Consider the following 25565-nt stretch of genomic DNA (forward strand, 5'->3'; position numbering starts at 1 on the left):
ACGCGAGGCCCCAGCGCGACAATGTGCAACGAGGTGACAACGCCGTGAGCGAGCGGACGCGAGCCGGCCACCGGAGCGTGGCAGGCGGCGACCGGACGCCCAACGGCGAGCGGGACACGAGCCCGGCCACCGCACCGTCGACGGGGAGCGGCCGAACGGTCGGGTGTGGCGACGGGCTCGACGGATGAACGGCCGCTACACCGACCGGTGGCGGGATCCGAACGAACCGTCCTGGGTGGTCGAACCGACCACCGAATGGCAACCCCAGTTCCCCGGTCAGCGCTACCCCGGCGACATCGGCGCCGCCCACCAGTCCCCGCCGCCGCGCGGACGGGCGAGCGCGGTCGGCCGGGCCGAGGTGCCGCCGCTCGCGCCCACCCGCCCGGACGGCACCTACCTCGGCCGGTCCTGGGCCGACGAACCTCCCGCCGAGCCGGACGGCCGATGGCGGGCGGACGACGAGCCGGACCAGCCCTACGGCTGGCCGCGCGGCGACGAGCGGACGTCCGACGCGTCGCGCCCCGGCCGACCCGAGACCGCGTACTACGACCATGAGCCGTACCGCCGGCCGCTCCCCGAGCCGCCCCGGCGCGAGGAGCGCCGCTCCCCCGAGTCGGACCGGCGTACCGCCTGGTCCGACCGACGCGCCAGCGACGACCGGGTCCCTGGCCGGGAGGCCGCGTGGCACCGCGACCAGCCCGCTTCCGAGGGGTACGACAGCCGCCGCCGACCCGAGCCACCCGACCGGGACCGGGCGTACCCGACGTCGCCACCGGTCTCCCCCGGCCCCTACTCCGCGACGCCCCGCGGCGACTCCGGCTGGGTGGCCGAGCCGGACGAGCCACCGCGCCGACGCGGCACGTCGGAGCGACCCGCCGCCCACGACCGGCAGCCCGGCAACGGGTACGGCGGCCGCCCGGCCCGCAGCCCCGAGAGCCGCCCGACCGACGGCTGGGCCGTCGAGGGCCCGGGCCAGTGGGCACCCGTCGACAGCCGCTCCCGCTACCGTGCCGACGGCGAGCCCGATCGCCGCCCCGACGACCTGCGCCGACCGGAGCGCCGCCCCGACGAGAACGCCCGCCGCGCGGAGCGCTGGCCCGACGACGCCCGTCGCCCGGAGCGCGGCCTGACCGACGACATGCGCCGCCCGGAGCGCGGCGTGGCCGACGACACCCGCCGACCCGAGCGCTGGCCCGACGACGCCCGCCAGGCGGAGCGGGCCGTTGTCGACGACCGGTCCCGGGTGGAGGCCGGACCGGGCGTGTCCACCGAGCGGCAGCGTCGGCCGGACGAGGTGTTCGGGCCGCCCCAGACGTCCGAGGGTGGACGGCGACGCCGCCCCGAACCGGAGGCGGAGCAGCCCCGCCGCGACGACGACCGTCGCCGTCCCGACGTCGACCCGCACCGCCCGCACCCCCGCGAGGCGGCAGCGCGCGCCGACGCGTACCCGGACCGTCGCCCGCGCGAGACGGCCCGACCGGAGCCGTACCGGGAAGAGACCCGCCGCGACGACGCCTACCGTGAGCCCCGCTCCGGCGCGGGCCTGCCCTGGCCGGCGCCCGGGCCGGTGCATCCGGACCGCACCCGGGAGCCGGGCTACCGACCCGAGCCGCGCCGTGACACCGAGCCGCGGGTCGGGGCGCGACCGCCCACCGGCCCGGCACGGCCACCGGTGGAGCCCCCTCGCTACGACGAACGGCAGGCGCGCCCCGCCGCGAGCGCGTCGCCCACCTACCGCCGGGACACCCCGGTCCCACCCACCCCCGTGTCCCCGGCGGTTCCGGTCCCGCCCACGCCGATCTCCCCGGCCGCACCGGGCGCCGACCGGGTGACTCCGGCTCGGCCGGTGTCGCCGGAGCGGCCGGTGTCGCCGGAGCGGCCGGTGTCGCCCGCCGCTCCCGGCCGGGACCGGCAAATCTCGCCCGCCGCTCCGGGCCCGGACCGGCCGATCTCGCCCGCCGCTCCGGGCCCGGACCGGCCGATCTCGCCCGCCGCTCCCGGTCGGGACCGGCCAGTCTCGCCCGCCGCCGGGTGGGCGAGGCCGGTGTCGGCGACGCCCGTCTCCCCGGCTCCCGCCGACCACGAGCGGCGACCGTCCACTCCCTACCATCGACCGCCGGACGACCGGCCGGTGTCGGGCATGCCGGTGTCGCCGGCAGCGGAGGTGCCGGTCTCCGGTCCGCCGGCCGCGCGGCTCCGGGTGGAGTTCCTGCCCGCCCCGGTGGATCCCCCGTCGTCGGACGGCCAGCCGACGCCGTCCCGGCCCGAACACCCCCGGCCCGAACACCGCCGACCCACCGACGCCGCGCCGACGACGGACACCCGGCCCACCTCGCCACCGCGCTACCCCGGCCCGGACAACCGCCCGCCCGTCGCGCCGCCGCCAACGTGGCAGCGGCCGGAGCCGCCCGCGACACACGCGACGCCGGCGTCTCCCACACCCCCCGCCGAGCCGGCACTCCCGATCGCCCCGGGCGTGCCGCGTCGCTACGTGCCTCCGACGCCCACCGAGGCGTCCACGCCACCCACGCCGGAGCCGACGACGGCGCCGACGCAGGGAGCCGATGCCTGGTTCAGCACCGCCAACCAGCCGGTCGAAGCCGAGCAGGACGCGTCGACGGCAACCGACACGCCGCCGACGGCCGACGCCACGACCGCCGGGGCGACCGAGGAACGGGCCCCCGTCGGCGTACCGGCGGAGACCGGGGACCGGCACGACACGATCGCGTCGGCCGAACCGGCCGTCGACCGCCCGGTTGACGACCCGCGGCCCGACGTCGCCGGTGAGGCCGCCGCGGCACCGGTCTCCGGGCCACCCGCCGACCTGTTCGACCCGCCACCGACCCGACCGGTGTCCGCACCACCCGCCACCGCGCGGCCCGTCTCCGCACCGCCCGTTCCGGACGCGCCGGTGTCGGTTGCACCCGTCTCGGGCCCGCCCGTCTCCGCGCCGCCGTTCGGGACGGCCGACGCCGAGCGTCCATCCTGGCCCGGCGAGTTGGTCGACCAGGGGACGTCCGCCGCCGAGCCGCCCCGGAGCGGACCGGAGCCGGTATCCGGACCCCCGGCGCACACCACTCCGGTCGCGCCGCCCGCCTGGTCGGACGACCTGAGCGAGGCGACGGACCACCGACCTGCGCCGGTCGAGGAAGCCTCCATCCCGGACCACCGTCCGGTCCCCGGCGAGACGCCGCAGTGGCCGGACGGGTCCGTCGCGGACGACCTCGACGAGGAATCCGACCCCGTCTCGGCACCGCCGGTCACACCCGTCTCGGCACCGCCCGCCGCGCCGGTGTCAGCACCGCCCACCGCGACCGGCTACGCAGCGCCCACCTCGGCACCGCCGGTCACACCCGTCTCGGCACCGCCCGCCGCGCCGGTGTCGGCACCGCCCGCCGCGACCACGACCGACTACGCCACACCCGTCTCGGCGCCGCCCACCGCGACCACGACCGACTCCGCAGCGTCCACCTCGGCAACGCCCGACGCCGCATCCGATTACCGTTCCGCGCCGGACGCCGCAGCGGAGAGCGCCGGCCCGGCACCCGCCTTCGCCGACGTCGGGCCACCCGACCCGGAACCCACCGTCGCGCCGATCGCGGCCGAACCGGTCTCCGCGCCACCCGCAGCCCTCGAACCCACCCCGGCACCACCCGCCGCCCCCGAGTCCACCTCGACGCCACCGGCCGATGCGGAACCCACGTCCCTGCCACCGGCCGAGGCGGAACCCGTCTCCGCGCCACCCGCCACCACCGAGCCTGTCGCGCCACCCGCCACCACCGAGCCTGTCGCGCCACCCGCCACCACCGAGCCCGTCGCCGCGCCGGCCGCCGAAGCCGTCGCCACGCCACCCGCCGCCACAGAATCCGTCGCTGCGGCCGCCGCCACCGAACCCGGCTCCGGGCGGTCGGCGGCAGCCCCGTCCAGCCCCGGGGCAACCGGCCCGGCAGCCGCCGTCGCGCCGATCGCGGACGAACCGGTCTCCGCGCCACCCGCTGCCGGCAAGCCCGTCTCCGCCGTACCGGCCGCCGTCATTCCCGGGCCGCGTGACCCGTCGTCCGAGGTGGACGCGCCGGTGTCGGCGCCGCCGGCCGCCGCTGCGGAGCCGGCGGGCCCGTCCCTGTCCGACGAGGGCGACCCGGAGCAGGTCCTGGCCGCGTACCGGTGGCGGCTGGACCCGGTGACCCTGCGCGAGGAGCTGACCGAGCCGGACGGCATGCGGGCCATCCGGCGGCGGCTGACCGAGAAGTTGGGTACCGCCGTCGACAACCGGGCCCGCGCGCGACTGCTCAGCCTGCGGGCGGTGACCTCGCGGATCCTCGGCGACCTCGACGACGCGTTGGCCGACGGACGCCTCGCCCTCACCTACGCGGAGGCCACCGGTGAGCTGCGCCGGACCGCGCTGGCACAGGCGCGGCTGGCGCACGTCCTGCGCTGGCGCGGCGACTTCGCCGAGGCCGACCAGCTGTTCGCCGAGGCCAACTCGGTCGAGCTGCCCGACCGGCTGCGCGCCGCGCTGCACGAGCACGCCGGGCGCTGCTGTTACGACCAGGGCCGGCTGATGGAGGCCTGCCAGCACTTCGAGCGGGCGCTCGACCTGCGCGGCGCGGCCGACGCCGAGCTGCTGGACCGGGTCCGGGTGGCCCTCGACGCGGTCACCGTGCGAGCCTCGGCGGACGGCTTCGGGCCGTACCCCCGGGGTCGGGACGAGGTGCTCGATCGGGACCGGCCCCCGCAGCCCGACCGCGACGGAGCGCTGTGGGGTTACGTCGACCAGGCCGGTGAGGTCGCCGTTCCCGCCCGGTACGCGGAGGCGCAACCGTTCCACGACGGGCTGGCCTGGGTCCGGCGGCCGGACACCGACCGGTGGTCGCTGATCAACATGTTGGGTACGACGGTGATCCCGCCGTCGTACCGGGCGGTGCGCCCGTTCAGCGACGGCCTGGCCTGGGTGGTCACCGACGGCGGGTGGACGGCGATCGACCCGACGGGCGCGGTGCAGGTTCCGCCGAACTTCGCCGACGTGCGGCCGTTCCGCCGTGGGCTGGCGGCCGTGAAGCGCGACGGCTGGGGGGCGGTCGACCGGACCGGACGGATCGTGGTGCCGACCCGCTACCACGCCTTCGTCACCGAGTTGACCGACGCGGGACCCGTCGACGGGTTCACCGACGAGGGTCTCGCGGTCGTCGACGTGGGCGGCCGGCGCGGTGTGGTGGATCGCGCGGGCACGCAGGTGGTGCCGCCGTCGTACCCGACGGTGGTCATCCATCCGGTGGCGTTCCTGGTCGGCGGCGGCGGCCGGTGGGGTGCGCTGGACCGTCGCGGCGCGCCGCTGATCGATCTGGTGCACCCCGATCGCGCCACGGTGCTGGAGGAGATCGACCGACTGTTGACCGACGCCAGCCCGGTGCTCTGAACCGCGCTCGGCGATCATGATCCACCGGAGTTAGGGTCGGGACATGGAATTCCGACACCTGGGCCGCTCCGGCCTGATGGTCAGCGAGATCTCGTACGGCAACTGGATCACCCACGGTTCTCAGGTCGAGGAGGATGCGGCGTTCGCGTGTGTGCGGGCCGCCCTCGACGCGGGGATCACCACCTTCGACACCGCCGACGTGTACGCCGGCACCCGGGCCGAGGACGTGCTCGGCCGGGCGCTGGAGAGCGAGCGTCGCGAGGGCCTGGAGATCTTCACCAAGGTCTACTGGCCGACCGGGCCGGGTCGCAACGACCGTGGCCTGTCCCGCAAGCACATCATGGAGTCGATCAACGGCTCGCTGCGTCGGCTGCGTACCGACTACGTGGACCTGTACCAGGCCCACCGGTACGACTACAGCACGCCGCTGGAGGAGACGATGGAGGCGTTCGCCGACGTCGTGCACTCCGGTAAGGCGCACTACATCGGCGTCTCCGAGTGGACCGCCGAGCAGCTGCGCGCCGCCCACCCGCTGGCCCGGGAGCTGCACGTCCCGCTGGTCTCGAACCAGCCGCAGTATTCGATGCTGTGGCGGGTCATCGAGGCCGAGGTCGTACCGGCCAGCGAGGAACTGGGCATCGGTCAGATCGTCTGGTCGCCGATGGCGCAGGGCGTGCTCTCCGGTAAGTACCTGCCGGGGCAGCCGCCGCCGGCCGGCTCCCGCGCCACCGACGAGAAGTCCGGCGCGAACTTCATCGCCCGGTTCATGAACGACGACGTGCTCACCCGGGTGCAGCAGCTCAAGCCGCTCGCCGAGCAGGCCGGCCTGAGCATGGCCCAGCTCGCCGTGGCGTGGGTGTTGCAGAACCCGAACGTGTCGTCGGCGATCATCGGGGCGTCCCGCCCCGAGCAGGTGCACGACAACGTGAAGGCGGCCGGCGTGAAGCTGGACGCCGAGCTGCTCAAGGCCATCGACGACATCGTCGAGCCGGTCACCGAGCGGGACGCGGCGAAGACCGAGTCCCCCGCGCAGCGACCCTGACGCGGGTCCGGCCCGGTCGGCGGTGCACGCCGACCGGGCCGGCGGTCCGGCGGCTCAGCTCTGCCAGAAGCGGATCAGGTCGAGGCCGGCGGCGTACAGCCAGGACGGCAGGCCGAGCAGGTCACCGACCGCGAAGACCGCGTCGAAGAACCAGCCGCCGAGGCGCGGGTTCCACAGCAGCGCGAAGAGCAGGATGAAGCCGTACGGGGCGAACAGGTCGTACATCCGGCGCCACTGTGGATTGAGCCACGGCTGGATCATGTTGCCGCCGTCCAGGCCCGGCACCGGCAGCAGGTTGAGCACGCTCGCGGTGAGTTGCAGGAACGCCAGCAGCGCCAGCCCGGCCCAGAACTCGACCCGACCACCCGAGGTCGCGCCGAGTCGGACCGCCAGCACCAGCAGCAACGTGAACAGCACGTTCGTCGCCGGGCCGGCGAGGCTCACCAGGGTGTGCCGCAGCCGTCCCGGAATCGCGTGCCGGTCCACCCACACCGCCCCGCCGGGCAGGCCGATGCCGCCGAGCAGCACCACCACCACCGGCAGCACGATCGACAGCAACGGGTGGGTGTACTTGAACGGGTTGAGCGTGAGGTAGCCACGGTGGGCGATGTCCCGGTCGCCGGCCCGGTAGGCGACCACCGCGTGGGCGTACTCGTGCAGGCAGAGGGACACCAGCCAGCCGGAGACCACGAACAGGAACACGTCGAAGCGGACGCTGCCGTAGCCGTTGAAGGCCAGCACCCCGCTGACCACGAAGAGCGCGACCAGGCCGAGGAAGACCGGGCTGGGCCGGAACGCCGCCTTCGGCACGCCGAGGACCAGCTTGTCGTCCGGCCGGTCGTACGCCATCACTCGGCCGTGGGCAGCAGGCTCATCCGGTACTCGACCCGGTCGTCCTCGACGAGCGCGACCGAGGTGACGCCGGACGAAGCGAGTTCACGCCAGGTCTGACCGATCCAGGATTCGGCGTCGGCCTGGCTGCCGAACGACTCCGCCGGTCCCTCGACCGGCTGACCGTCCGTGCCCTCGTACCGCCAGCTCCACGCCATGCCGCGTCTCCCCTCGCCGCTGAAGTCCCGGTGGGACGAACCCCCGCCAGCGTAGTCGGCCCGAGGCGGGACGGCTCCTCACCCGTCGCGTGAGCGCCGGGCCGGCAGGCAGAGCGACCCCGGGCGGCCTTAAGGTACGGGCATGTCCGTTGACGGGTGGAACACGGTCCTGGTGCTCGGCGGTATCCGGTCCGGCAAGTCCGAGTTCGCCGAGTCCCTGGTCGCCGACGCGCCGATGGTCCGCTATGTCGCCACCGCGCCGGAGGGCGACCCCGAGGACACCGAGTGGGCGACCCGACTGGCGACGCACCGCGCCCGCCGCCCGGGTAGCTGGACCACCGAGGAGACCGCCGGGGAGCCGCGCCGGTTGGCGGACGTGCTCGCGTCCGCCGAGCCGACCGAGACGCTGCTCGTGGACGACCTGGGCGGCTGGGTGACCGTGCTGCTCGACCCGGAGCACCAGCCCGCCGACGACGTGGCGACGATCGCCGAGCTGGCCGAGGCGATCCGCGGCTGCGCGGCCCGCGTGGTGCTGGTCAGCCCCGAGGTGGGGCTGTCGCTGGTGCCGACGACCCCGCTGGGGCGGGCGTTCACCGACGCGCTCGGCGCGGCCAACCGCGCGGTCGCGGACGCCTGCGACGCCGTGGTGCTGGTGGTCGCCGGTCAGCCCGCCTGGTTGAAGCCGACGACGGCCCCCGCCTCGACCCCGTCCACGCCGGTGACCGCGACCGGGAGGCACGCCGTCGCCGCCGACCAGGCCGCCCCGGGCCGGAGCGCCGCTGTGAGCCTGGGTGACGCCGAGCCGACGCCCGAGGTGCAGCTCCCCGAGGTCCTGACCCACACCCCGCCGGTCGCCCCGAACCAGGAGCCCGGCGACCCCTGGGCCGCGCCGACCATGGCGCTGCCGATGGTGGCCACCGGACTGGTCATCCAGCCGGGCATGGAGCTGCCGATGCCCGACGAGTACGCGGGCCCGCAGGCGGTGGACCGGCTGGCCACCCTTGACGTGCCGGGCGCCGGGCTGGGCGTCCTGGACCGGGTGGTCGGCTTCGCCGCCGCCACGCAGGGCACGTCGACCCCGTCCGCCTGGGGTTCGGTACGGGTGCTGCTGCTCAACGGCGACCACACGGGCGGCGCGTCCGCCGGCACCGTCGCCGGCGAGTCGGCACGCCGCGCCGCGCAGGCCCGCGCCGGTCGGGGCGCGCTGGCCCGGCTGGCCGCCGAGGCCGGCGCGAGCCTCCAGGTGGTGGACACACCGGCCGCCGCCCCGATAGAGACCGAGCCGGCGCTGGCCGGCGAGCAGGTCGAGTCGGCACTGCGCTACGGCTGGCGGCTGGCCGAGCAGGCGGCCGACGCGGGCGTACAACTGCTGGTCCTGGGCGCGTGCGGTGCCGGCACCGAGGCGGCGGCGGCGGCCGTGCTGGCGGCCACCGCGGGCGCGGAACCGCCGGCGGTGCTGGGTCGGGTGATCACCGATTCCGGCGAGATCGACGACGCGGCCTGGATGGTCCGCTGCGCGGCCGTGCGGGACGCCCTGCACCGCACCCGCCGCTCGCCGCGCTCCGCCAAGGACGTGCTGGCCGAGCTGGGCGGCGGCGACGTGGCGGTGGCCACCGGCGTGCTGCTGGGTGCGACCGCCCGGCGGGTGCCGGTGCTGCTGGACGGGCCGGTCGGCCTGGCGGCCGGGATGATCAGCCGCGACCTGGCCGGGCAGGCGCGGCACTGGTGCCTGCTGGCCGACCACGGCCAGCACCCCGCGGTGCGGCTGGCGGCCGACGTGCTCGGCCTCGAGCCCCTGCTCGACCTCCGGCTGGACCTCGGCGAGGGCGCGAACGCCCTGGTCGCACTCCCCATGCTGCGCTCGGTGCTGGCGCTGGCCGCCGCGCTGCCGGTCCACCCGTCGCTCGGCGGCGACGCCGACCCGGACGGCACCGACGAGCCGGCGCCCGACTACACCGACGACGAGCCGGCGTACCCCGGGCCCGACGACACCGACCCGGAGTTCGTCGAGCCGGAGCCGGCCGGGCCGGGCCCCACCCGCACCGGGGCCGACGAGCAGGCGGCGTCGGGCTGGCGTGCCGGCTGAGCCGCGGTTCGTCGCGGGCGTCCGGCTCGCCGTCACCACCTTCAGCACCCTGCCGGTACGCGCCGGACGGATCGACCGCCCGGTGGCGGGTACGGCGATGGCGCTCGCCCCGGCCGTCGGCGCGCTGCTCGGCGTACTCCTGGGTGGTGTCCTGCTGCTGGCCGGCCTGCTCGCTCCCCCGCTGGTCGCGGCGGGTGTGACGGTGGGGGCCGCCGCGCTGCTGACCCGGGGACTGCACCTGGACGGGCTGGCCGACACGGTGGACGCGCTCGGCTCGTACCGGCGGGGCGCGGCCGCGCTGGAGATCATGAAGAAGCCGGACGTCGGACCGTTCGGTGTGGTGGCGCTGGTGGTCGTACTCCTGGTGCAGGCCGCGGCCCTCGCGGAGCTGGCCGGGCGGGCGTGGCCGGCGTGCCTCGCGGCGGTGGTCGCGGCGACCGCCGCCGGCCGGCTGGGCGTCACGGTGGCCTGCCGGCGGGGGGTGCCCGCGGCCCGGCCGGACGGCCTGGGCGCGCTGGTGGCCGGCACGGTCGGCCCGGCGGCCCTGACCGTGGGCGCGGTCGCCGTCGTGCTGCTGGCGGCGCCCGCGGTGCCGGGCCGCCCGTGGCAGGGGCCACTCGCCGTCGTCGCGGCGCTGGCCGTCGCGGTGGCGCTGCTGACCCACGTGGTACGCCGGCTCGGCGGCATCACCGGCGACGTGCTCGGGGCCACCGTCGAGGTGGTCACCACGCTGGTCTACCTGGGTGTGGTGCTGTCCGGCTGAAGCCGGCACGGGCGGCCGGGTAGCGTTCGGCTCGACAACACCGGCGCGGCCACCGGGGGAACGAACATGCTCATCACGGACGACTTCCTGCCCGTACCGGTTCCGGAGTCGCTCAGCGCGACCTACCTGGTGCCGATGGCGGGGCTGCCGAAGGTCAGCCCGAAGACGGCGGTGGCGGCGCTGACCGGCCGGCTGGCCGAACCGGTGCACGGGCTCGCCCGACAGATGCTGGACAGCCCGCTGATGAGCGTGGACACCCGGCCGATCGCCGAGTTCCCCGCGCTGCCGCCGGATCTGCTCACCGCGTTCGGCGCCACCGAGGAGCAGTTGGCCCGGCTGGCGGCGGCGACCCACCTGGTGGTGGTGCAGGCCGAGTACCGGCCCGGTTGGCCGCCGGCGCACGAGTGGGCGGCCCGGGCGGTGGCGGCGGCGGTCGCCGAGTCCGTCGACAGCGACGTGGTGGACGTCTTCGGCCTCCAGTTCCTCGACCCGGCGACCGCGCTGCGCTCGCTCCCCGACGAGCAGGGCCGGATCCGGTTGGTCGACTGGGTGCTGGTGCCGTACTCGTCCGACGCCGAGGGGTTGTGGTTCACCACCAAGGGGCTGCGTCGCTTCGGGCTGCTGGAGTTGCAGACCCAGGGGGTGCCCGACCACCTCACCCGGGCCTGGGGAGCGGTGATGACCGGCGCGGCCCGCCGACTGCTGCGGGACTGGACCGACGGCCTCAACGGCGCGGAGGTGCCGGCGTTCGTGCAGCTACCGGTGCTCGCCACGGTGACCGGGCACGACATCGCCGTGGCGTACGGCAACCCGGAGCAGCACGGCGCGACCGCGCCGGTGCTGCTGCGCCTGGAGCTGGACCCGGCCACCGATCCGGAGGCCGACTCGTTCCTGAGCCTGCGCCCACCGGCCGGACACCCCGGCCCGGACGGGCGCTACTACGCGGCCGCCTGCGCGACGCTGTTCTCCGGCATCCAGCCGGACGTGCGCTACGCCCGCACGGGCGACGCGATGAGCCGCGCGGTCGCCACCGCCCGGGCCGCGCTGGGCGACGCCCGGGCCCGCTTCGTCGCCGGCCGGCTACCGGCCGAGTCGCAGCTGGTGGTGAAGTACGGCCTGCCGGGCGACGACGGCCCGGAGTACGTCTGGGCGGGCGTGACCTCGTGGGAGACCCCGGAGCGGATCGTCGGCGTCAGCGCCAGCGACGCGAACACCGACGAGAGCGTACGGATCGGCGCTCCGGTGGTGGTGGAGTCCACCGACGTCGTCGACTGGGCGGTCCTGGACGCGACCGGCGTCATCGAGGGCGGCTGGACCCAAGCCGTCCTGGACTCCGGCGAACCCCCCACCCCCTAAACCCCCACCCGGTCCCCACCCGGGCCCCCGGCCCACCCCCGCTTCACCCCGGTGATCATGAAGTTATTGCCACCGATGTCGGCGTGTCTCGGCAATAACTTCATGATCGACGGGGTCTTCCGGCGGGGTTAGCCGGCGGGGTTAGTGGGTTGAGGGGGTTACGAAGGGGGGTTTGGTGAGGGTTACCGGGGCGCGGCGGCCGCGGATGTCGATCTCGACCTCGGCGCCGTCGGGGAGGTTGGCGTCGGTGTTCACCAGGGCCAGGGCGATGCCCTGCTTCCTGGTGGGGCTGAATGTGCCGCTCGTCACCACGCCGACCTGCTGGTCGCCCACGTGCACGGTCATGCCGGGACGCGGGATGGCACGGTCGACGGCCACCAGACCGCGCAGCGTACGGCGAGGGCCGGCGGCCTTCTCGGCGCGCAGCGCGTCGCGGCCCCAGAACGCCGGCTTGTCCCAGCCGACCGCCCAGCCGGAGCGGGCCTGCACCGGGGTGATGTCCAGCGAGAGATCCTGCCCGTGCAGCGGGTACCCCATCTCGGTGCGCAGCGTGTCGCGGGCCGCGAGGCCGCAGGCGCGCAGCTCGAACGCCTCGCCGGCGGCGAACAGGGCGTCCCACACGGTCACCGCGTGCTCCGCCGGCACCACCAGCTCGAAGCCCAGCTCGCCGGTGTAGCCGGTACGGCAGACGGTCAGCTCCACGGCGGCCAGGCTGGCGGCGTCGAAGCTCATGTAGCCGTGTTCGGTGGGCAGGTCGAGGGCGGCCAGCAGGTCGGCCGAGCGGGGGCCCTGCACGGCCAGCACGGCGTACGCCTCGTGCTCGTCGGTGACGGTGATCCGCTCCGGCGCGGCGGCGCGCAACCGGCGTACCACCTCGGCGGTGTTCGCGGCGTTCGGGATGAGGAAGACGTGGTCGTCGGCGTGCAGGTAGGCGATGATGTCGTCGACCACACCGCCGGTGGCGTCGTCGCAGCAGAGCGTGTACTGCGCGCGGCCGGGCCCGATGCGGCCCAGGTCGTTGCTGAGGCACGAGTTGACGAATTCGGCCGCGCCGGGGCCGCTCACCCGGACCTTGCCCAGGTGTGACACGTCGAAGACCCCCACCGCCGTACGCACCGCGGTGTGCTCCTTGAGCACCCCGCCGCCGGCGTACTCCAGCGGCATCTCCCAGCCCCCGAAGGGGGCGAACTTGGCGCCGGCGGCGGTGTGCCGCTCGTGCAGCGGGGAACGGCGCAGCCGGGTCTCGGCGGCGGCGGAGGTCACGTCGGTCATGGGTGGCAACTTACCGGGGGTTACGCCGCTGGTTAGCATCGGCGGGACCCCGTTGGCGTGATCGGCGGGACAGCCCTGACGTCCGGCGGGTAGGTTCCGCCGGAGACCTTCACCGCTGGTACGCGACGACGCGACCGGCCCGGCCCGCCCGGAGTAGCTTCAGTGACAACCCCCCGCACCACCACCCTGAGCCTGGTCGACACCGACCCGGCGGAGCTCGCCGTCGACGCGATCGTGATCGGCGTGCACAGCCAGACCGGAGAGCAGGACGCCACCAGCGGCCTCGCCGGCACCCTGCTGCTCGGCAGCGGCGCGGAGAGCATCGCCGCCGCGTTCGACGGCAAGTTGACCGAGACGCTGGCGCTGCTCGGCGCGACCGGTGGCCCGGGCGAGGTGATCAAGCTGGCCACGCTGGGCACCGTCACGGCGCCGCTGGTCGTCGCGGTCGGGCTCGGCCCGGAGCCGACGGGTGCCGCCCCGGCGCCGGAGACGCTGCGTCGCGCGTCCGGCGCGGTGGTGCGGGCCCTGGCGGGCGCGCCGAAGGTGGCGCTCAGCCTGCCGTTGCCGGACGACGCGGACGCGCCGGCCGCGCTGCGCGCGGTCGCCGAGGGTGCGCTGCTCGGCGGCTACCGGTTCGCCGGTTACAAGACCCGGCCGCAGCCGACCCGGCGGGAGCCGGTGGCCGAGGTGCTCATCGCCGTCCCGGACGCGGCCGACGCGGGCGCCCAGGCGGAGATCACCCGCGCGCAGGCGGTCGCCGGCGCGGTCCGGCTCAGCCGGGACTGGGTGAACACCGCCCCGAACGAGCTGCGTCCCCCGTCGTTCGCGGACGCCGTGGCCGCCGCCGCGCGCGATGCCGGTCTCGGCGTCGAGGTGCTGGACGAAGCGGCGTTGGCCGCCGGAGGGTACGGCGGCATCATCGCGGTCGGGCAGGGCTCGGAGGCTCCGCCGCGGCTGGTGAAGCTCACGTACACGCCGCAGGACGCCGGCAACGGCAAGCGGGTCGCGCTGGTCGGCAAGGGCATCACCTTCGACACCGGCGGCATCTCGATCAAGCCGGCGCAGGGCATGTGGGAGATGAAGTCCGACATGGCGGGCGCCGCCGCGGTGGGTGCGGCGATGCTGGCGATCGCCGCGCTGAAGCCGTCCGTGGCGGTCAGCGCGTACCTGCCGATGGCCGAGAACATGCCGTCGGGCACCAGCTACCGGCCGGGCGACGTGATCAGCATGTTCAGCGGCAAGAAGGTGGAGGTGCTCAACACCGACGCCGAGGGCCGGATGGTGCTGGCCGACGCCATCGCCCGGGCCTGCGCCGACGGCACGGACTACCTGTTCGAGACCTCCACCCTGACCGGCGGTCAGGTGATCGCGCTGGGCAAGCGGGTCGCCGGTGTGATGGGTACTCCCGAGTTGTGCGAGCGGGTCCGTACGGTCGGCGACGCGGTCGGCGAGCCGGCCTGGCCGATGCCGCTGCCGGACGACGTGCGCAAGGGCATGGACTCCGACGTGGCGGACATCTCGCAGGTCAACGCCGGGATGGACCGGGCCGGGCACATGCTGCAGGGCGGCGTGTTCCTGCGTGAGTTCGTGACCGACGACGTGGCGTGGGCGCACATCGACATCGCCGGTCCGGGCTACCACTCGGGCGAGCCGACCGGCTACTGGACCAAGGGCGGCACCGGCGTGCCGGTCCGCACCCTGGTCCAGCTCGTCGAGGACGTCGCCGCCAACGGCTGACCGCGCACGGTGCAGGGCCCCCGGCCGGGGGCCCTGCACCGTTTCTCAGTACCGCTCGGGGCGGCGCTTGCGGCGCTCGTTGAAGTCGCGCATCCGCTGCGGGTAGCCCATCAGCCGGACGTCGTAGATCGGGATGCCCATCCGGTACGCGAAGCGGCGCGCGCCGTCCGGGCCGTCGATGCGGCGGCGGGTCCACTCCCCGTCGTCGGCGATCAGGATGACGGTGGTCTCGGTGACCGTGGTCCGGGGCTCGATGAACGCCTCGACGCCGCGCCGGCTCCGGATGAAGTTCTCCAGATGGGTCAGATCGCCACGATCGGCCGCACGATCGTGGCTCGCCACACGCGCCTGTTTGCGACGCCGGAACAACCCCACCGGACTTCTCCCCCACCTGACGTCATCGACAACGGTGCCAAGGGTACGTGTCGATGACGTGTCGTTGGGCACCTCACTACGCACCCTGTGCCCGGTGGTGACAAGATGACCGAGGTGGGGTGTGTCCGTGTTACACCTCCGTGACCCCCGATGCAGTGACGCGACCTGGGAGTTGGACGTGAGCGAGCCGAACGAAGCGACCTTCGACATCGTCATCCTCGGAGGTGGCAGCGGCGGTTACGCGACCGCGCTGCGCGCCGTCCAGCTGGGCCTGAAGGTCGCGCTGGTCGAGAAGGGCAAGCTCGGCGGTACCTGCCTGCACAACGGCTGCATCCCCACGAAGGCTCTGCTGCACGCGGCCGAGATCGCCGACCAGACCCGCGAGTCGGAGCAGTTCGGCGTGAAGGCCGAGCTGGTCGGCATCGACATGGCCGGGGTCAACTCGTACAAGGACGGCGTGATCGCCCGCCTGTACAAGGGCCTCCAGGGCATGTTGAAGGGCAACAAGTCGATCACCATCGTCGAGGGCCACGGCAAGCTGGTCGGCAAGAACGTGGTCGAGGTGGACGGCAAGCGCTACACCGGGCGCAACATCGTGCTGGCCTCCGGCTCGTACGCGAAGAGCCTGCCCGGCCTGGAGGTCGACGGCGAGCGGATCATCACCAGCGACCACGCGCTGACCCTGGACCGGATCCCCTCGTCGGTGATCGTGCTCGGTGGCGGCGTGATCGGCGTCGAGTTCGCCAGCGTGTGGAAGTCCTTCGGCGTGGACGTGACGATCGTCGAGGCGCTGCCCCGACTGGTCGCCGCCGAGGACGAGGAGTCGTCGAAGGCGTTGGAGCGGGCGTTCCGCAAGCGCAAGATCAACTTCAAGGTCGGCAAGCCGTTCGAGACGGTCGAGAAGACCGAGAACGGCGTCAAGCTCACCATCCAGGGCGGCGAGACCGTCGAGGCCGAGCTGCTGCTGGTCGCCGTGGGCCGCGGTCCGAACACCGCGAACCTCGGGTACGAGGAGCAGGGCGTCACGATGGACCGGGGCTACGTGCTGACCGACGAGCGGCTGCGCACCAGCGTGCCGAACGTCTACGCGGTCGGCGACATCGTGCCCGGCCTCCAGCTCGCGCACCGGGGCTTCCAGCAGGGCATCTTCGTCGCCGAGGAGATCGCCGGGCAGACCCCGGCCGTGATCGACGAGGTCGGCATCCCGCGCGTCACCTACTGCGACCCGGAGCTGGCGTCGGTGGGCCTGACCGAGGCGAAGGCCAAGGAGCAGTACGGCGCCGACAAGGTCAAGACCTACAACTACAACCTGGGTGGCAACGGCAAGAGCCAGATCCTCAAGACGACCGGCTTCGTGAAGCTGGTCCGCGTCGAGGACGGTCCCGTCGTCGGCGTCCACATGGTCGGCGCCCGGGTGGGTGAGCTGATCGGCGAGGCGCAGCTCATCTACAACTGGGAGGCCTACCCGGCGGAGGTCGCCCAGCTCGTGCACGCCCACCCGACCCAGAACGAGGCACTGGGCGAGGCGCACCTGGCCCTCGCCGGCAAGCCGCTGCACGCGCACGCCTGATCACCCAAACCGCGGCGTCCGGCGACGGGCGAAGATCCCCCAGGGGAATGAAGGAGTCTGGAGAACATGCCGGTATCGGTCACCATGCCCCGGCTCGGCGAGAGCGTCACCGAGGGCACCGTCACGCGCTGGCTCAAGCAGGAGGGTGACACGGTCGAGGTCGACGAGCCCCTGCTCGAGGTCTCGACCGACAAGGTCGACACCGAGATCCCGTCGCCCGCGGCGGGCGTGCTGAGCCGGATCGTGGTCGGCGAGGACGAGACCGCCGAGGTCGGCAGCGAGCTGGCCGTCATCGCCGGTGAGGGCGAGTCGGCCGGTGGTGGCGAGGCCGCGCCGCAGGAGCAGCAGGAGGAGGCCCCGGCCGAGGCGGTCGAGCCGGCCGCCGAGCCGACCGCCGCCGCCGAGGGCACCGCCGACCAGGTCGTGCAGGACGACGTGGCCGAGGACGCGCCGGCTCCGGCCGCCGCGTCGTCGGGCGAGGGCACCGCGGTCAAGATGCCGGCCCTGGGCGAGAGCGTCACCGAGGGTACGGTGACGCGCTGGCTCAAGCAGGTCGGCGACACCGTCGAGGTCGACGAGCCGCTGCTGGAGGTCTCCACCGACAAGGTCGACACGGAGATTCCGTCGCCGGTCGCCGGCACCGTACTGGAGATCAAGGTCGCCGAGGACGAGACCGCCGCGGTCGGCGCCGACCTCGTGGTCATCGGCGTCGCCGGTGGGGCGCCCGCCCAGCCGAAGCCCGAGCCGAAGGCGGAGGCCGCGCCGGCCCCCAAGGCCGAGCCGAAGCCGGAGCCGAAGGTCGAGGAGCCCACGTCGGGCGCGTCGTACAACGAGCCGGCCGCCGAGGCGGAGACGTCGGCGCAGCCGGCGAAGGCCGAGCAGGCCGCCCAGCCGGCCGCGCCGACCGCCGCGCCGCAGCGCCCGTCCGCGCCCGCCAAGGGTGACGGCGAGGAGGCGGCCGGGTACGTCACGCCGCTGGTGCGTAAGCTGGCCAACGAGCACGGCGTCGACCTGGCCGCGCTCAACGGCACCGGTGTGGGTGGCCGGATCCGCAAGCAGGACGTCCTCGACGCGGCCGAGAAGGCCAAGACCGCCGCGGCCGCACCGGCTCCGGCGGCACAGCCGGCCGCCGCGCCGTCGGCCGCCGCGCCCAAGCCGGCCGCCAAGCCGCAGCCGAGCGCGAAGCGGGGCACCACGGAGAAGCTGCCGCGGATCCGGGCGACCATCGCCAAGCGGATGCAGCAGTCGCTGCACGAGACGGCGCAGCTGACCACGGTCGTCGAGGTCGACGTCACCAAGGTCGCCAAGCTGCGGGCCCAGGCCAAGGACTCGTTCCTGGCCAAGCACGGCGTGAAGCTGTCCTTCCTGCCGTTCTTCGCCCTCGCCGCGATCGAGGCGTTGCAGACCCACCCGATCATCCAGGCCAGCATGGACCTGGACGGCGGCACGATCACCTACCCGGCGGCCGAGCACCTCGGCATCGCCGTGGACACCGAGCGCGGCCTGCTCGTACCGGTGATCCACAACGCCGGTGACCTCAACATGGGCGGCATCGCCAAGCGGATCGCCGACCTGGCCGAGCGCACCCGGAACAACAAGATCACCCCGGACGAGATGGCCGGGGCGACCTTCACGCTGACCAACACGGGCAGCCGGGGCGCGCTCTTCGACACGCCGATCGTGCCGTCGCCGCAGTCGGCGATGCTCGGCACCGGCGCCGTGGTGAAGCGTCCGGTCGTGGTCAACGACCCGGACCTGGGCGAGGTCATCGCGGTCCGGTCGATGGTCTACCTGGCCATGTCGTACGACCACCGTCTGATCGACGGCGCCGACGCGGCCCGCTTCCTGACCTCGGTCAAGGAGCGCCTGGAGGGCGGCAACTTCGAGTCGGAGCTGGGCCTGGCCTGATCCGCCGCGTACGCCAAGGGGCGCCCCGGTCGTCGACCGGGGCGCCCCTTCGTCTGTGCCCCTCAGCCCTTGGGCAGGTGTGCCGCTCAGCCCTTGAGCAGGTCGGTCGAGACCTTCCAGAGCCGCTCGGCCGCCTCCGGGTCCAGCGCGTAGTCCGCGACGCCGGTGCGGGTGCCGGGTCGGGCCGGCGCGGCCTGCTGGCAGTCCTCGAAGTAGCGTCCGCCGACCTCGTCGAGCAACGGGGACGCGGCCACCAGCACCGACGTGGCCGCGCCCTGCTCGACGGTCTTCCACGCCGCCGCATTGCCGGCGCGCAGCCGGTTCAGCTCCTCCTCACTGACGTAGCGCTGGAGGTTGGTGCGGATCGCGCCGGGCATCAGCGAGTTGGTGTAGATGCCGTCGTCGGACCAGCGGCGGGTCGCCTCCACGGCGAAGAGCACGTTGGCCGTCTTCGACTGCCCGTACGCCTGCCAGGGCTCGTACTCGCGGCGGTCGTACTGGATGTCCTCGAAAACCACCGGCGAGCGCAGGTGGGCGGCGGAGCTGACCGAGACGATGCGGGCCCCGTCGGCGGCGGCGAGCGCCCGGCGCAGCCCGGTGGCGAGCGCGAAGTGCCCGAGGTGGTTGGTGGCGAACTGCATCTCCCAGCCCTGCGGGGTGCGGCTCAGCGGCGCGGCCATGATGCCGGCGTTGTTGACCAGGATGTGCAGCGGGCCGTCCCAGTTGGCGACGAAGTCGGCGACCGAGCCCTGGTCGGCGAGGTCGAGCGGACCGACCAGGACGCGGTCGTTGCCGGTGGTGCCGGTGATGTCGTCGGCGGCCTTGCGGCCGGCGTCGGGGTTGCGGACGGCCAGGGTGACCTCCGCGCCGGCGCTGGCCAGGGCGCGGGCGGTCTCCACGCCGATGCCGGACGACCCGCCGGTGACGATCGCCCGCCGGCCGACCAGGTCCACGCCCCGGATCACGTCCATGGCGGTGGAGTCGTGGGCGAACGGCGTGGTGATCGGGTTGCTCGTCGTCATGATCCATCCTTGTCCAGGCTGAGGGCGGGTCGGTCGGCCCGCCGGTACTTCCCACCCCGGGCCGGAGGTAACACCCGATGCCATCGCCCGCGAGGGTCGCCACTTCCCGACCCGTTCCGTCCTCCGACCAGGCCATCCGCTGCCAGAGTGGGACCGTGGGCGGTAACCGGCGGCGCGGACAACTGGGACCTCCCGTCCCGATCGCCCCCGGCGCCCGGGTGGACAAGTTCGAGGTCTTCTTCGACCTGGTCTTCGTGTTCTCGTTCTTCATCATCACCCGCGCGACGGCCGCCAACATCTCCGGCCGCCAACTGCTGCACGCCGGCCTGGTGCTCGCCGTGCTCTGGTGGATCTGGGTGGTGCACAGCCTGGTCGCCACCCGGGTCCGACTCGGCGAGGGCTACGTCCCGGTGCTCATGGTGATCTCGATGGTCGCACTGTTCGCGTTCGCGTTGGGGCTGCCGCAGGCGTTCAGCGACCCGAAGGGCAGCGCCGCCGGCCCGATGCTGGTCGCCATCAGCTACGTCGTGGTGCGCGGCATCCACTGGATCCTCTACCAGCACGTGGTGCGGGACAGCCCGCAGGAACGACGCCAGCTCCGCCGCTTCGCCCCGGAGCTGGCGGTGAGCATCCTGCTGCTGCTGGCCGCCGCGTTGATCCCACCGCAGATCACCGATCCCGACCAGGCCGCCATGGTCCGTGACGGGCTGTGGATCGCCGTGGTGGTGGTGCAGTACGCGACCGGCTTCATCGTCGGCACCTGGGGCTGGGGGGTGACCAGCGCGGAGCACTGGACCGAGCGCTACGACCTGATCCTGATCATCGCGCTGGGCGAGTCGGTGATCTCCACCGGCGTGGGCGGCAACCTGCTCGGTAAGACGGTCACCTGGCCGGCGGTGGCCGCCGCCGCGCTCGGCATCGTGATCACCGCCGCCCTCTGGTGGGCGCACTTCGACTTCGTCGGGCCCGCCGCCCGGATCGCCCTGCACGCGGCGGAGGGCGCTCCCCGGGTGGCGATGGCCCGCGACGCGTACGCGTACCTCTACCTGCCGATGATCGCCGGGGTGATCCTCTTCTCGATCGGCAACGAGGAGATCCTGCACAAGATCACCAACCCGGCCGGCGGCATCGCGGAGAAGATCGAGGGACCGGCGGTGCCGATGCTCTTCGGCGGGTTGATCACCTACTTCGCCGTCAACATGCTGTTCCAACTGCGCACCCTGCACACCGTCACCTGGACCCGGGTGGGTGTCATCGTGGCGCTCACGGTGGCCCTGCCGATCGGCCTGTACCTCCCGGTGCTCGGCGCGCTCACCCTGGCGACCGTGATCTGCGTCGGGCTGGTCGCCGTCGAGGTGCTGGTGATGTCGGACTCCCGGCACGCGCTGCGGGCCGCCGTGTTCGAGGAACGGACGACGCACGAGGCGCACGAGGCGGCGTGGCGGGCACGCTGGCACGACCTCCGGGAGCCCGACGAGCCCACCACCCCCTGACGACGTCGGCCTAGACTGTCGGTCAGCGTCGCGGTGTACCCGGCACGATGGCCGCCGAGGGCATGGAGGCGCGGGACAGCATGGGACGCACGTTGCACCCCACCGGTTCACCGACCGACCGGCTCGCCGCCGTCGGCAATCAGATGATCGAGATCCACCTCTGGCTCCGCGCGGAACTGGCCCGCCTCCGGGCCGACCTGGACACCCCGTCGCGCGACCTACGGGCCCACTGCCTCACCTTCTGCGCCGCGCTCGGCCGGCACCACACCGGCGAGGACGCGGGCGCGTTCCGACTCCTGGCCGACGAGGTGCCCGAGCTGCGCCCGGTCCTGGCCAACCTGGTCGCGGACCACGACGTGGTGGCGGGGATCCTCGGCCGGGTCGAAGAGCTGCTCGCCGGCGACCGGCCGCTGCCGACCGCCCAGGTACGCGCCGAGCTGGACGGGTTGGCCGCCCTGCTGGAGTCACACTTCCGCTACGAGGAGAAGCGGCTGGTCAGCGCCCTGAACGCGCTCACCGGCCGACCCGGGACGGCCGAGCAGCTGCTCGGCCTGACCGCGCCGGCCGACTGAGCGGGTCCGCCCGCGATCAGCGGCTTTCGTCGCGGGCGGGCGCGCCGGGCAGCCGCTCGTAGAAGCGGATCTTCTCCCGGAGGTGGTCGTACTGGCGTTGCAGCAGGCGCATCTGCTCCTCGACCTGCGCCGCGTGCCGTTGCAGCAGCTCCCGCCGCTCGTCGACGGTGTGCTCGCCCGCGCGGGCCAGCGACGCGTACCGGCACATCTGGGCGATCGGCATCCCGGTGTCCCGCAGGCAGCGGAACAGCAGCAGCCAGCTCAGGTCGTCGTCGGTGAAGACGCGCCGGCCACCCGAGGTACGACCCACGTCGGCCAGCAGGCCGATCTTCTCGTAGTACCGCAGCGTGTCCAGGCTGAAGCCGCTGCGCCGGGCGGCCTCGGCGGGGGCGTAACCGGTCATGCCCGGCAATGCTAGTTGCCCCTTGACCTGGAGCGCACTCCAGGTTGGAGGCTGGTCCACATGACGACGACACGCACGCTGGGACGCAGCGGCATCGAGGTGAGCGCGATCGGGATGGGCTGCTGGGCGATCGGCGGCCCACTCTGGGGTGACGACGGCCAGCCGTTCGGTTGGGGCGAGGTCGACGACGACGAGTCGATCCGTACGATTCACCGGGCTCTCGACCTCGGCGTGACCCTGTTCGACACGGCCAGCAACTACGGCGCCGGGCACAGTGAGCGCGTCCTCGGCCGGGCCCTCGCCGGCCGCCGGGACGCGGCGGTGATCGCCACCAAGTTCGGCAACGTCAGCGACGAGGCCACCCGACGGGCGCTCGGCACCGACGCCAGCGGAACGTTCGCCGTCCGCAGCCTCGAGGACTCACTGCGCCGCCTTGGCACCGACCACGTCGACCTCTACCAACTGCACATCAACGACCTGTCGGCGTCCGCCGCGCTCGACCTGGTCGACACCCTGGAGGGTCTCGTCGCCCAGGGCAAGATCCGGGCGTACGGCTGGAGCACCGACAACGCGGCCTCGGCGGAGGCGTTCGCGGCCGGCGGACCGCACTGCGCGGCCATCCAGCACGACGAGTCGGTGCTGAACGACAACGCGGCGGTCCTGGCCGTCTGCGACCGGCACGACCTGGCGAGCCTCAACCGGGGGCCACTGGCGATGGGGCTGCTCACCGGCTCGACCCGGGCGCTCGGCGCGGACGACGTACGGGGCAGAGCCCCGGAGTGGTTGCGGTGGTTCACCGACGGCCGGCCGACACCGGAGTGGGCAACGCGGGTCGAGCAGGTCCGCGCGGCGCTCACCGCCGACGGTCGGACCCTCGCCCAGGGCGCGCTCGGCTGGCTGCTGGCCCGCAGCCCGCGTACGGTCCCGATCCCCGGCCTCCGCACCGTGGCCCAAGCCGACGAGAACCTGACAACCCTCAAGCTGGGCCCCCTCCCCCCAGCGGCGTTCAAGGAGGTGGAGAACCTCCTGGCAGACCTGCGCCGCACCCTCTGAACTCGCCGATCTTGCACTTTCTGTGGCGACGAAACGGGCCTTGCCCGACATAACGACGACAGAAAGTGCAAGATCGGCGAGGTGTGGAGGCGGGGCGCGTCCGGGGAAGGGGTTTTCGACGAAGATAACGACATGCGGATCCTCATGGCCGGCGCGTCCGGCTTCCTCGGCACCCGGCTGGGTGACCGGCTCGCCGCCGACGGGCACCAGGTCACCCGACTCGTACGGCGCGCGCCGCGCGATCCTCATGAGCGGCAGTGGGACCCTGCGGCCGGTCAGCTCGACCCGGCCGTGGTCGCCGAGGCGGACGCGGTGATCAACCTGGCCGGGGCGGGCGTCGGCGACAAGCGCTGGAACGACGACTACCGGCGGTTGATCCGTACCAGCCGGGTGGACAGCACCACCACGCTCGCCACGACGATCGCCGGGCTACCGGCCGGCGACCGACCCCGGGCGCTGCTCAACTCGTCCGCCGTCGGCTGGTACGGCAACACGGGCGACCGGGTGGTCGAGGAGGACGCGCCGGCCGGCGAGGGTTTCCTGGCCGACGTCTGCCGGGTGTGGGAGGCCGCGACCCGGCCGGCCGAGGACGCCGGGGTACGCGTGGTGCGGCTGCGCACCGGCCTGCCGCTGCACCGCGACGGCGGGCTGCTCAAGCCGCAGTTGCTGCCGTTCAAGCTGGGCATCGCCGGGCGGCTGGGCAGTGGCCGGCAGTGGCTGCCGTGGATCTCCATGCGGGACTGGCTGGACGCCACCCTCTTCCTGCTCGCGCACGACGAGATCGCCGGACCGGTCAACGTGGTGGGCCCGCACCCGGTGACGAACGCCGAGTTCACCCGGGAGTTGGCCCGGCAGCTGCACCGTCCGGCGATCATCCCGATCCCCGCCCTGGCGCTCAAGGTGGCCCTGGGCGGCTTCGCCCACGAGGCCCTGACCAGCACGAGAGTCCACCCCAAGGTGCTGACTGAGGCCGCCTTCCCCTACGCCCACCCCACCCTCCCCGAAGCCCTGAAGGCAGCCCTCCAGGACTGACCCCCACCGACCACCCAGTTGATCAAGAGGTTTGCGTCATCCGGAGGCCGGATTCTGACGCAAACCTCTTGATCACCGGGGCACTCGGGGTGTGCGGGTCAGCAGCCGATCACCCAGTAGTTGGGGGCGGTCTGCTTGAGGGTGCTCGTGTAGAAGGTGTTGTAGAGGCCCATGCGCTGGTTGGAGCCGTTGGCGTAGGCGTAGCCGCCGGACTGGTACGCCCGCCCGGCCGTCACGTGGGCGTAGTTGGTCGCCGTCACGCAGGTCGGCGCCGCGGTCGGGGTCGGGCTCGCCGGGGGCGTCGCGGTGGGGGTGGGCGACGGAGTCGAGGTGGCCGGCGGGGTCGTGGGCGTGCTGCCGCCGTTGTTCAGGCCGAAGAAGAGCGCGTCCCGGTACGTCGAGCAGATGGTGTCCAGGAAGTACGCGGTGGCGGTGCCGCACTGGTCCGTCCCGGAGCCCGGGTCGACCGGCGTGCCGTGGCCCATCCCGGCGACGCGGTAGAGGCGTACCTCGTCGTTGCCGTACACCTCGAGGCTGGTGTTGCCCGGCAGCGACGACGTGCTGGTCGGCGTCTGCGAGATCCCCCGCACGTTCGTCCACTGGTCGCGGGACTCGGTGCCGTTGAGCGGGGTGACCGTGGTGTCCGACGTGCCGTGCCAGATGGCGACCCGGGGGCGCGGGCCGGTGTAGCCGGCGTACGCGCCACGGACCAGGTCGCCCCAGGCGGCCGGCGTCTTGTCGGTACCCGGGTTCATGCAGCTGAACGCGTTGACCATGCTGGTGGCACAGCGGTACGGGATGCCCGCGATGATCGATCCGGCGGCGAAGACGTCCGGGTAGGTGGCGAGCATGACCGCGCTCATCGCGCCGCCCGCGGAGAGGCCGCTGACGAAGACCCGCGAGCCGTCGACGGCGTAATTGGCCTTGGCGTGGTCGACCATCTGCTTGATCGACAGCGCCTCGCCCTGGCCCCGGGCGGTGTCGCCGGTCTCGAAGAAGTTGAAGCAGGAGTTGGCGTTGTTGCCGGACGGCTGCTGGGCGACGATCAGCGTGAACTTCCACAGGTCCGCGTACTTCTGCCAGCCGGAGTTCGCGAAGTAGCCGGAGGCGTTCTGGACGCACCCGTGCAGCAGCACCACGGCCGGCGAGTTGGCCGGCAGGTTGTCCGGCCGATAGGCGTACATGGCGAGGTTGCCCGGGTTGGAGCCGAAGCCGGTGACCTGGGTGAGGGTGGCGGCCTGGGCGGGCGCGGCGAGGGTGATCGCGCCCGCGAGAGCGAGGACGAGCCCGGCGACCGCGCCGATCAGCCGGGTAAGGGTGGACGAGGAGCGGCGCACGACGGCCTCCTGACGGGGCAGACTGTGAACTGGGTCACGGTCAAGTTGCCGAGACGTTACGACGGTGTGTCGCCGACCC

19 protein-coding genes are annotated in these 25565 nt (G+C 73.8%); 12 read left to right on the forward strand and 7 right to left on the reverse strand.

Translation table 11 applies throughout. The features are described 5' to 3' along the window. Positions 1–184 precede the first annotated feature (184 nt). Both ACN263_RS21475 and ACN263_RS21480 read left to right on the forward strand, forming a co-directional pair. Entirely contained in the window at positions 185–5416 is a 5232-nt protein-coding gene (locus tag ACN263_RS21475) for a WG repeat-containing protein (protein WP_422736150.1), read from the forward strand. Between the two features lie 43 nt (positions 5417–5459). Continuing rightward, on the forward strand, positions 5460–6458 hold the full coding sequence (locus ACN263_RS21480) for an aldo/keto reductase family protein (protein ID WP_422736151.1): 999 nt from the start codon (positions 5460–5462) through the stop codon (positions 6456–6458). 54 nt (positions 6459–6512) lie between these two features. On the opposite strand, the gene ACN263_RS21485 is transcribed toward ACN263_RS21480, so the two are convergent. Further along, positions 6513–7307, reverse strand: a complete 795-nt coding sequence (locus tag ACN263_RS21485; protein WP_422736152.1) for a site-2 protease family protein — start codon at positions 7305–7307, stop codon at positions 6513–6515. Continuing rightward, complete coding sequence (locus tag ACN263_RS21490) at positions 7307–7507, reverse strand: hypothetical protein (protein ID WP_422736153.1); 201 nt, start codon at positions 7505–7507, stop codon at positions 7307–7309. Before ACN263_RS21490 ends, ACN263_RS21485 begins: the two co-directional genes overlap by 1 nt. A 142-nt stretch (positions 7508–7649) precedes the next feature. Here ACN263_RS21490 and ACN263_RS21495 point away from each other — a divergent pair, with 142 nt between their 5' ends. The 3 genes from ACN263_RS21495 to ACN263_RS21505 all read left to right on the forward strand — a co-directional run bounded on the left by ACN263_RS21495 (position 7650) and on the right by ACN263_RS21505 (position 11712). Next, entirely contained in the window at positions 7650–9593 is a 1944-nt protein-coding gene (locus ACN263_RS21495; protein ID WP_422736154.1) for a bifunctional adenosylcobinamide kinase/adenosylcobinamide-phosphate guanylyltransferase, read from the forward strand. After that, positions 9583–10356, forward strand: coding sequence for an adenosylcobinamide-GDP ribazoletransferase (locus ACN263_RS21500; RefSeq protein WP_422736155.1), 774 nt, complete (start codon positions 9583–9585; stop codon positions 10354–10356). Before ACN263_RS21495 ends, ACN263_RS21500 begins: the two co-directional genes overlap by 11 nt. Before the next feature lie 66 nt (positions 10357–10422). After that, the gene (locus ACN263_RS21505; RefSeq protein ID WP_422736156.1) at positions 10423–11712 is read left to right on the forward strand and encodes a DUF2314 domain-containing protein; all 1290 of its coding nucleotides are present in this window, start codon (positions 10423–10425) and stop codon (positions 11710–11712) included. A 141-nt stretch (positions 11713–11853) separates the two neighbouring features. Here ACN263_RS21505 and gcvT read toward each other — a convergent pair whose 3' ends face one another. Continuing rightward, positions 11854–12984, reverse strand: coding sequence for a glycine cleavage system aminomethyltransferase GcvT (gene gcvT, locus ACN263_RS21510; protein WP_422736157.1), 1131 nt, complete (start codon positions 12982–12984; stop codon positions 11854–11856). A gap of 162 nt (positions 12985–13146) precedes the next feature. Between gcvT and ACN263_RS21515 the strand changes: the two genes are divergently transcribed. Next, a complete protein-coding gene (locus ACN263_RS21515) occupies positions 13147–14721 on the forward strand; it encodes a leucyl aminopeptidase (protein WP_422736158.1) in 1575 nt (524 codons plus the stop codon). A 45-nt stretch (positions 14722–14766) separates the two neighbouring features. Here the strand turns inward: ACN263_RS21515 and ACN263_RS21520 are convergent, their stop codons facing one another. Continuing rightward, positions 14767–15096: a hypothetical protein gene (locus ACN263_RS21520; RefSeq protein ID WP_422736159.1), complete on the reverse strand. Its 330-nt coding sequence runs from the start codon at positions 15094–15096 to the stop codon at positions 14767–14769. Positions 15097–15274: 178 nt separating this feature from the next. Here ACN263_RS21520 and lpdA point away from each other — a divergent pair, with 178 nt between their 5' ends. Both lpdA and sucB read left to right on the forward strand, forming a co-directional pair. Further along, a complete protein-coding gene (lpdA, locus tag ACN263_RS21525; protein ID WP_422736160.1) occupies positions 15275–16666 on the forward strand; it encodes a dihydrolipoyl dehydrogenase in 1392 nt (463 codons plus the stop codon). A 66-nt stretch (positions 16667–16732) separates the two neighbouring features. Continuing rightward, a complete protein-coding gene (gene sucB, locus ACN263_RS21530; RefSeq protein ID WP_422736161.1) occupies positions 16733–18574 on the forward strand; it encodes a 2-oxoglutarate dehydrogenase, E2 component, dihydrolipoamide succinyltransferase in 1842 nt (613 codons plus the stop codon). An 86-nt stretch (positions 18575–18660) separates the two neighbouring features. Here the strand turns inward: sucB and ACN263_RS21535 are convergent, their stop codons facing one another. After that, the gene (locus ACN263_RS21535; RefSeq protein WP_422736162.1) at positions 18661–19596 is read right to left on the reverse strand and encodes an SDR family NAD(P)-dependent oxidoreductase; all 936 of its coding nucleotides are present in this window, start codon (positions 19594–19596) and stop codon (positions 18661–18663) included. Positions 19597–19751: 155 nt separating this feature from the next. On the opposite strand from ACN263_RS21535, the gene ACN263_RS21540 reads away from it, so the two are divergent. Together ACN263_RS21540 and ACN263_RS21545 are read left to right on the forward strand one after the other, a co-directional pair. Next, positions 19752–21089, forward strand: coding sequence for a low temperature requirement protein A (locus ACN263_RS21540; RefSeq protein WP_422736163.1), 1338 nt, complete (start codon positions 19752–19754; stop codon positions 21087–21089). Between the two features lie 47 nt (positions 21090–21136). Next, positions 21137–21661 (forward strand): hemerythrin domain-containing protein, encoded by a 525-nt coding sequence (locus ACN263_RS21545; protein ID WP_422736164.1) that lies wholly within the window; start codon positions 21137–21139, stop codon positions 21659–21661. A 16-nt stretch (positions 21662–21677) separates the two neighbouring features. Here ACN263_RS21545 and ACN263_RS21550 read toward each other — a convergent pair whose 3' ends face one another. After that, positions 21678–22064, reverse strand: coding sequence for a MerR family transcriptional regulator (locus ACN263_RS21550; RefSeq protein ID WP_422736165.1), 387 nt, complete (start codon positions 22062–22064; stop codon positions 21678–21680). Between the two features lie 60 nt (positions 22065–22124). Here ACN263_RS21550 and ACN263_RS21555 point away from each other — a divergent pair, with 60 nt between their 5' ends. Then, the gene (locus ACN263_RS21555; RefSeq protein ID WP_422736166.1) at positions 22125–23117 is read left to right on the forward strand and encodes an aldo/keto reductase; all 993 of its coding nucleotides are present in this window, start codon (positions 22125–22127) and stop codon (positions 23115–23117) included. A 132-nt stretch (positions 23118–23249) separates the two neighbouring features. Continuing rightward, complete coding sequence (locus tag ACN263_RS21560; RefSeq protein ID WP_422736167.1) at positions 23250–24149, forward strand: TIGR01777 family oxidoreductase; 900 nt, start codon at positions 23250–23252, stop codon at positions 24147–24149. Positions 24150–24247: 98 nt separating this feature from the next. Here ACN263_RS21560 and ACN263_RS21565 read toward each other — a convergent pair whose 3' ends face one another. Next, positions 24248–25486 carry a PHB depolymerase family esterase gene (locus ACN263_RS21565; RefSeq protein ID WP_422736168.1) on the reverse strand — a complete coding sequence of 413 codons (1239 nt, stop codon included), beginning with the start codon at positions 25484–25486 and terminating at the stop codon, positions 24248–24250. Positions 25487–25565 lie beyond the last annotated feature (79 nt).

This window comes from Micromonospora sp. WMMD729 (genome assembly GCF_049315225.1).
In the GTDB taxonomy this organism is placed as follows: domain Bacteria; phylum Actinomycetota; class Actinomycetes; order Mycobacteriales; family Micromonosporaceae; genus Micromonospora.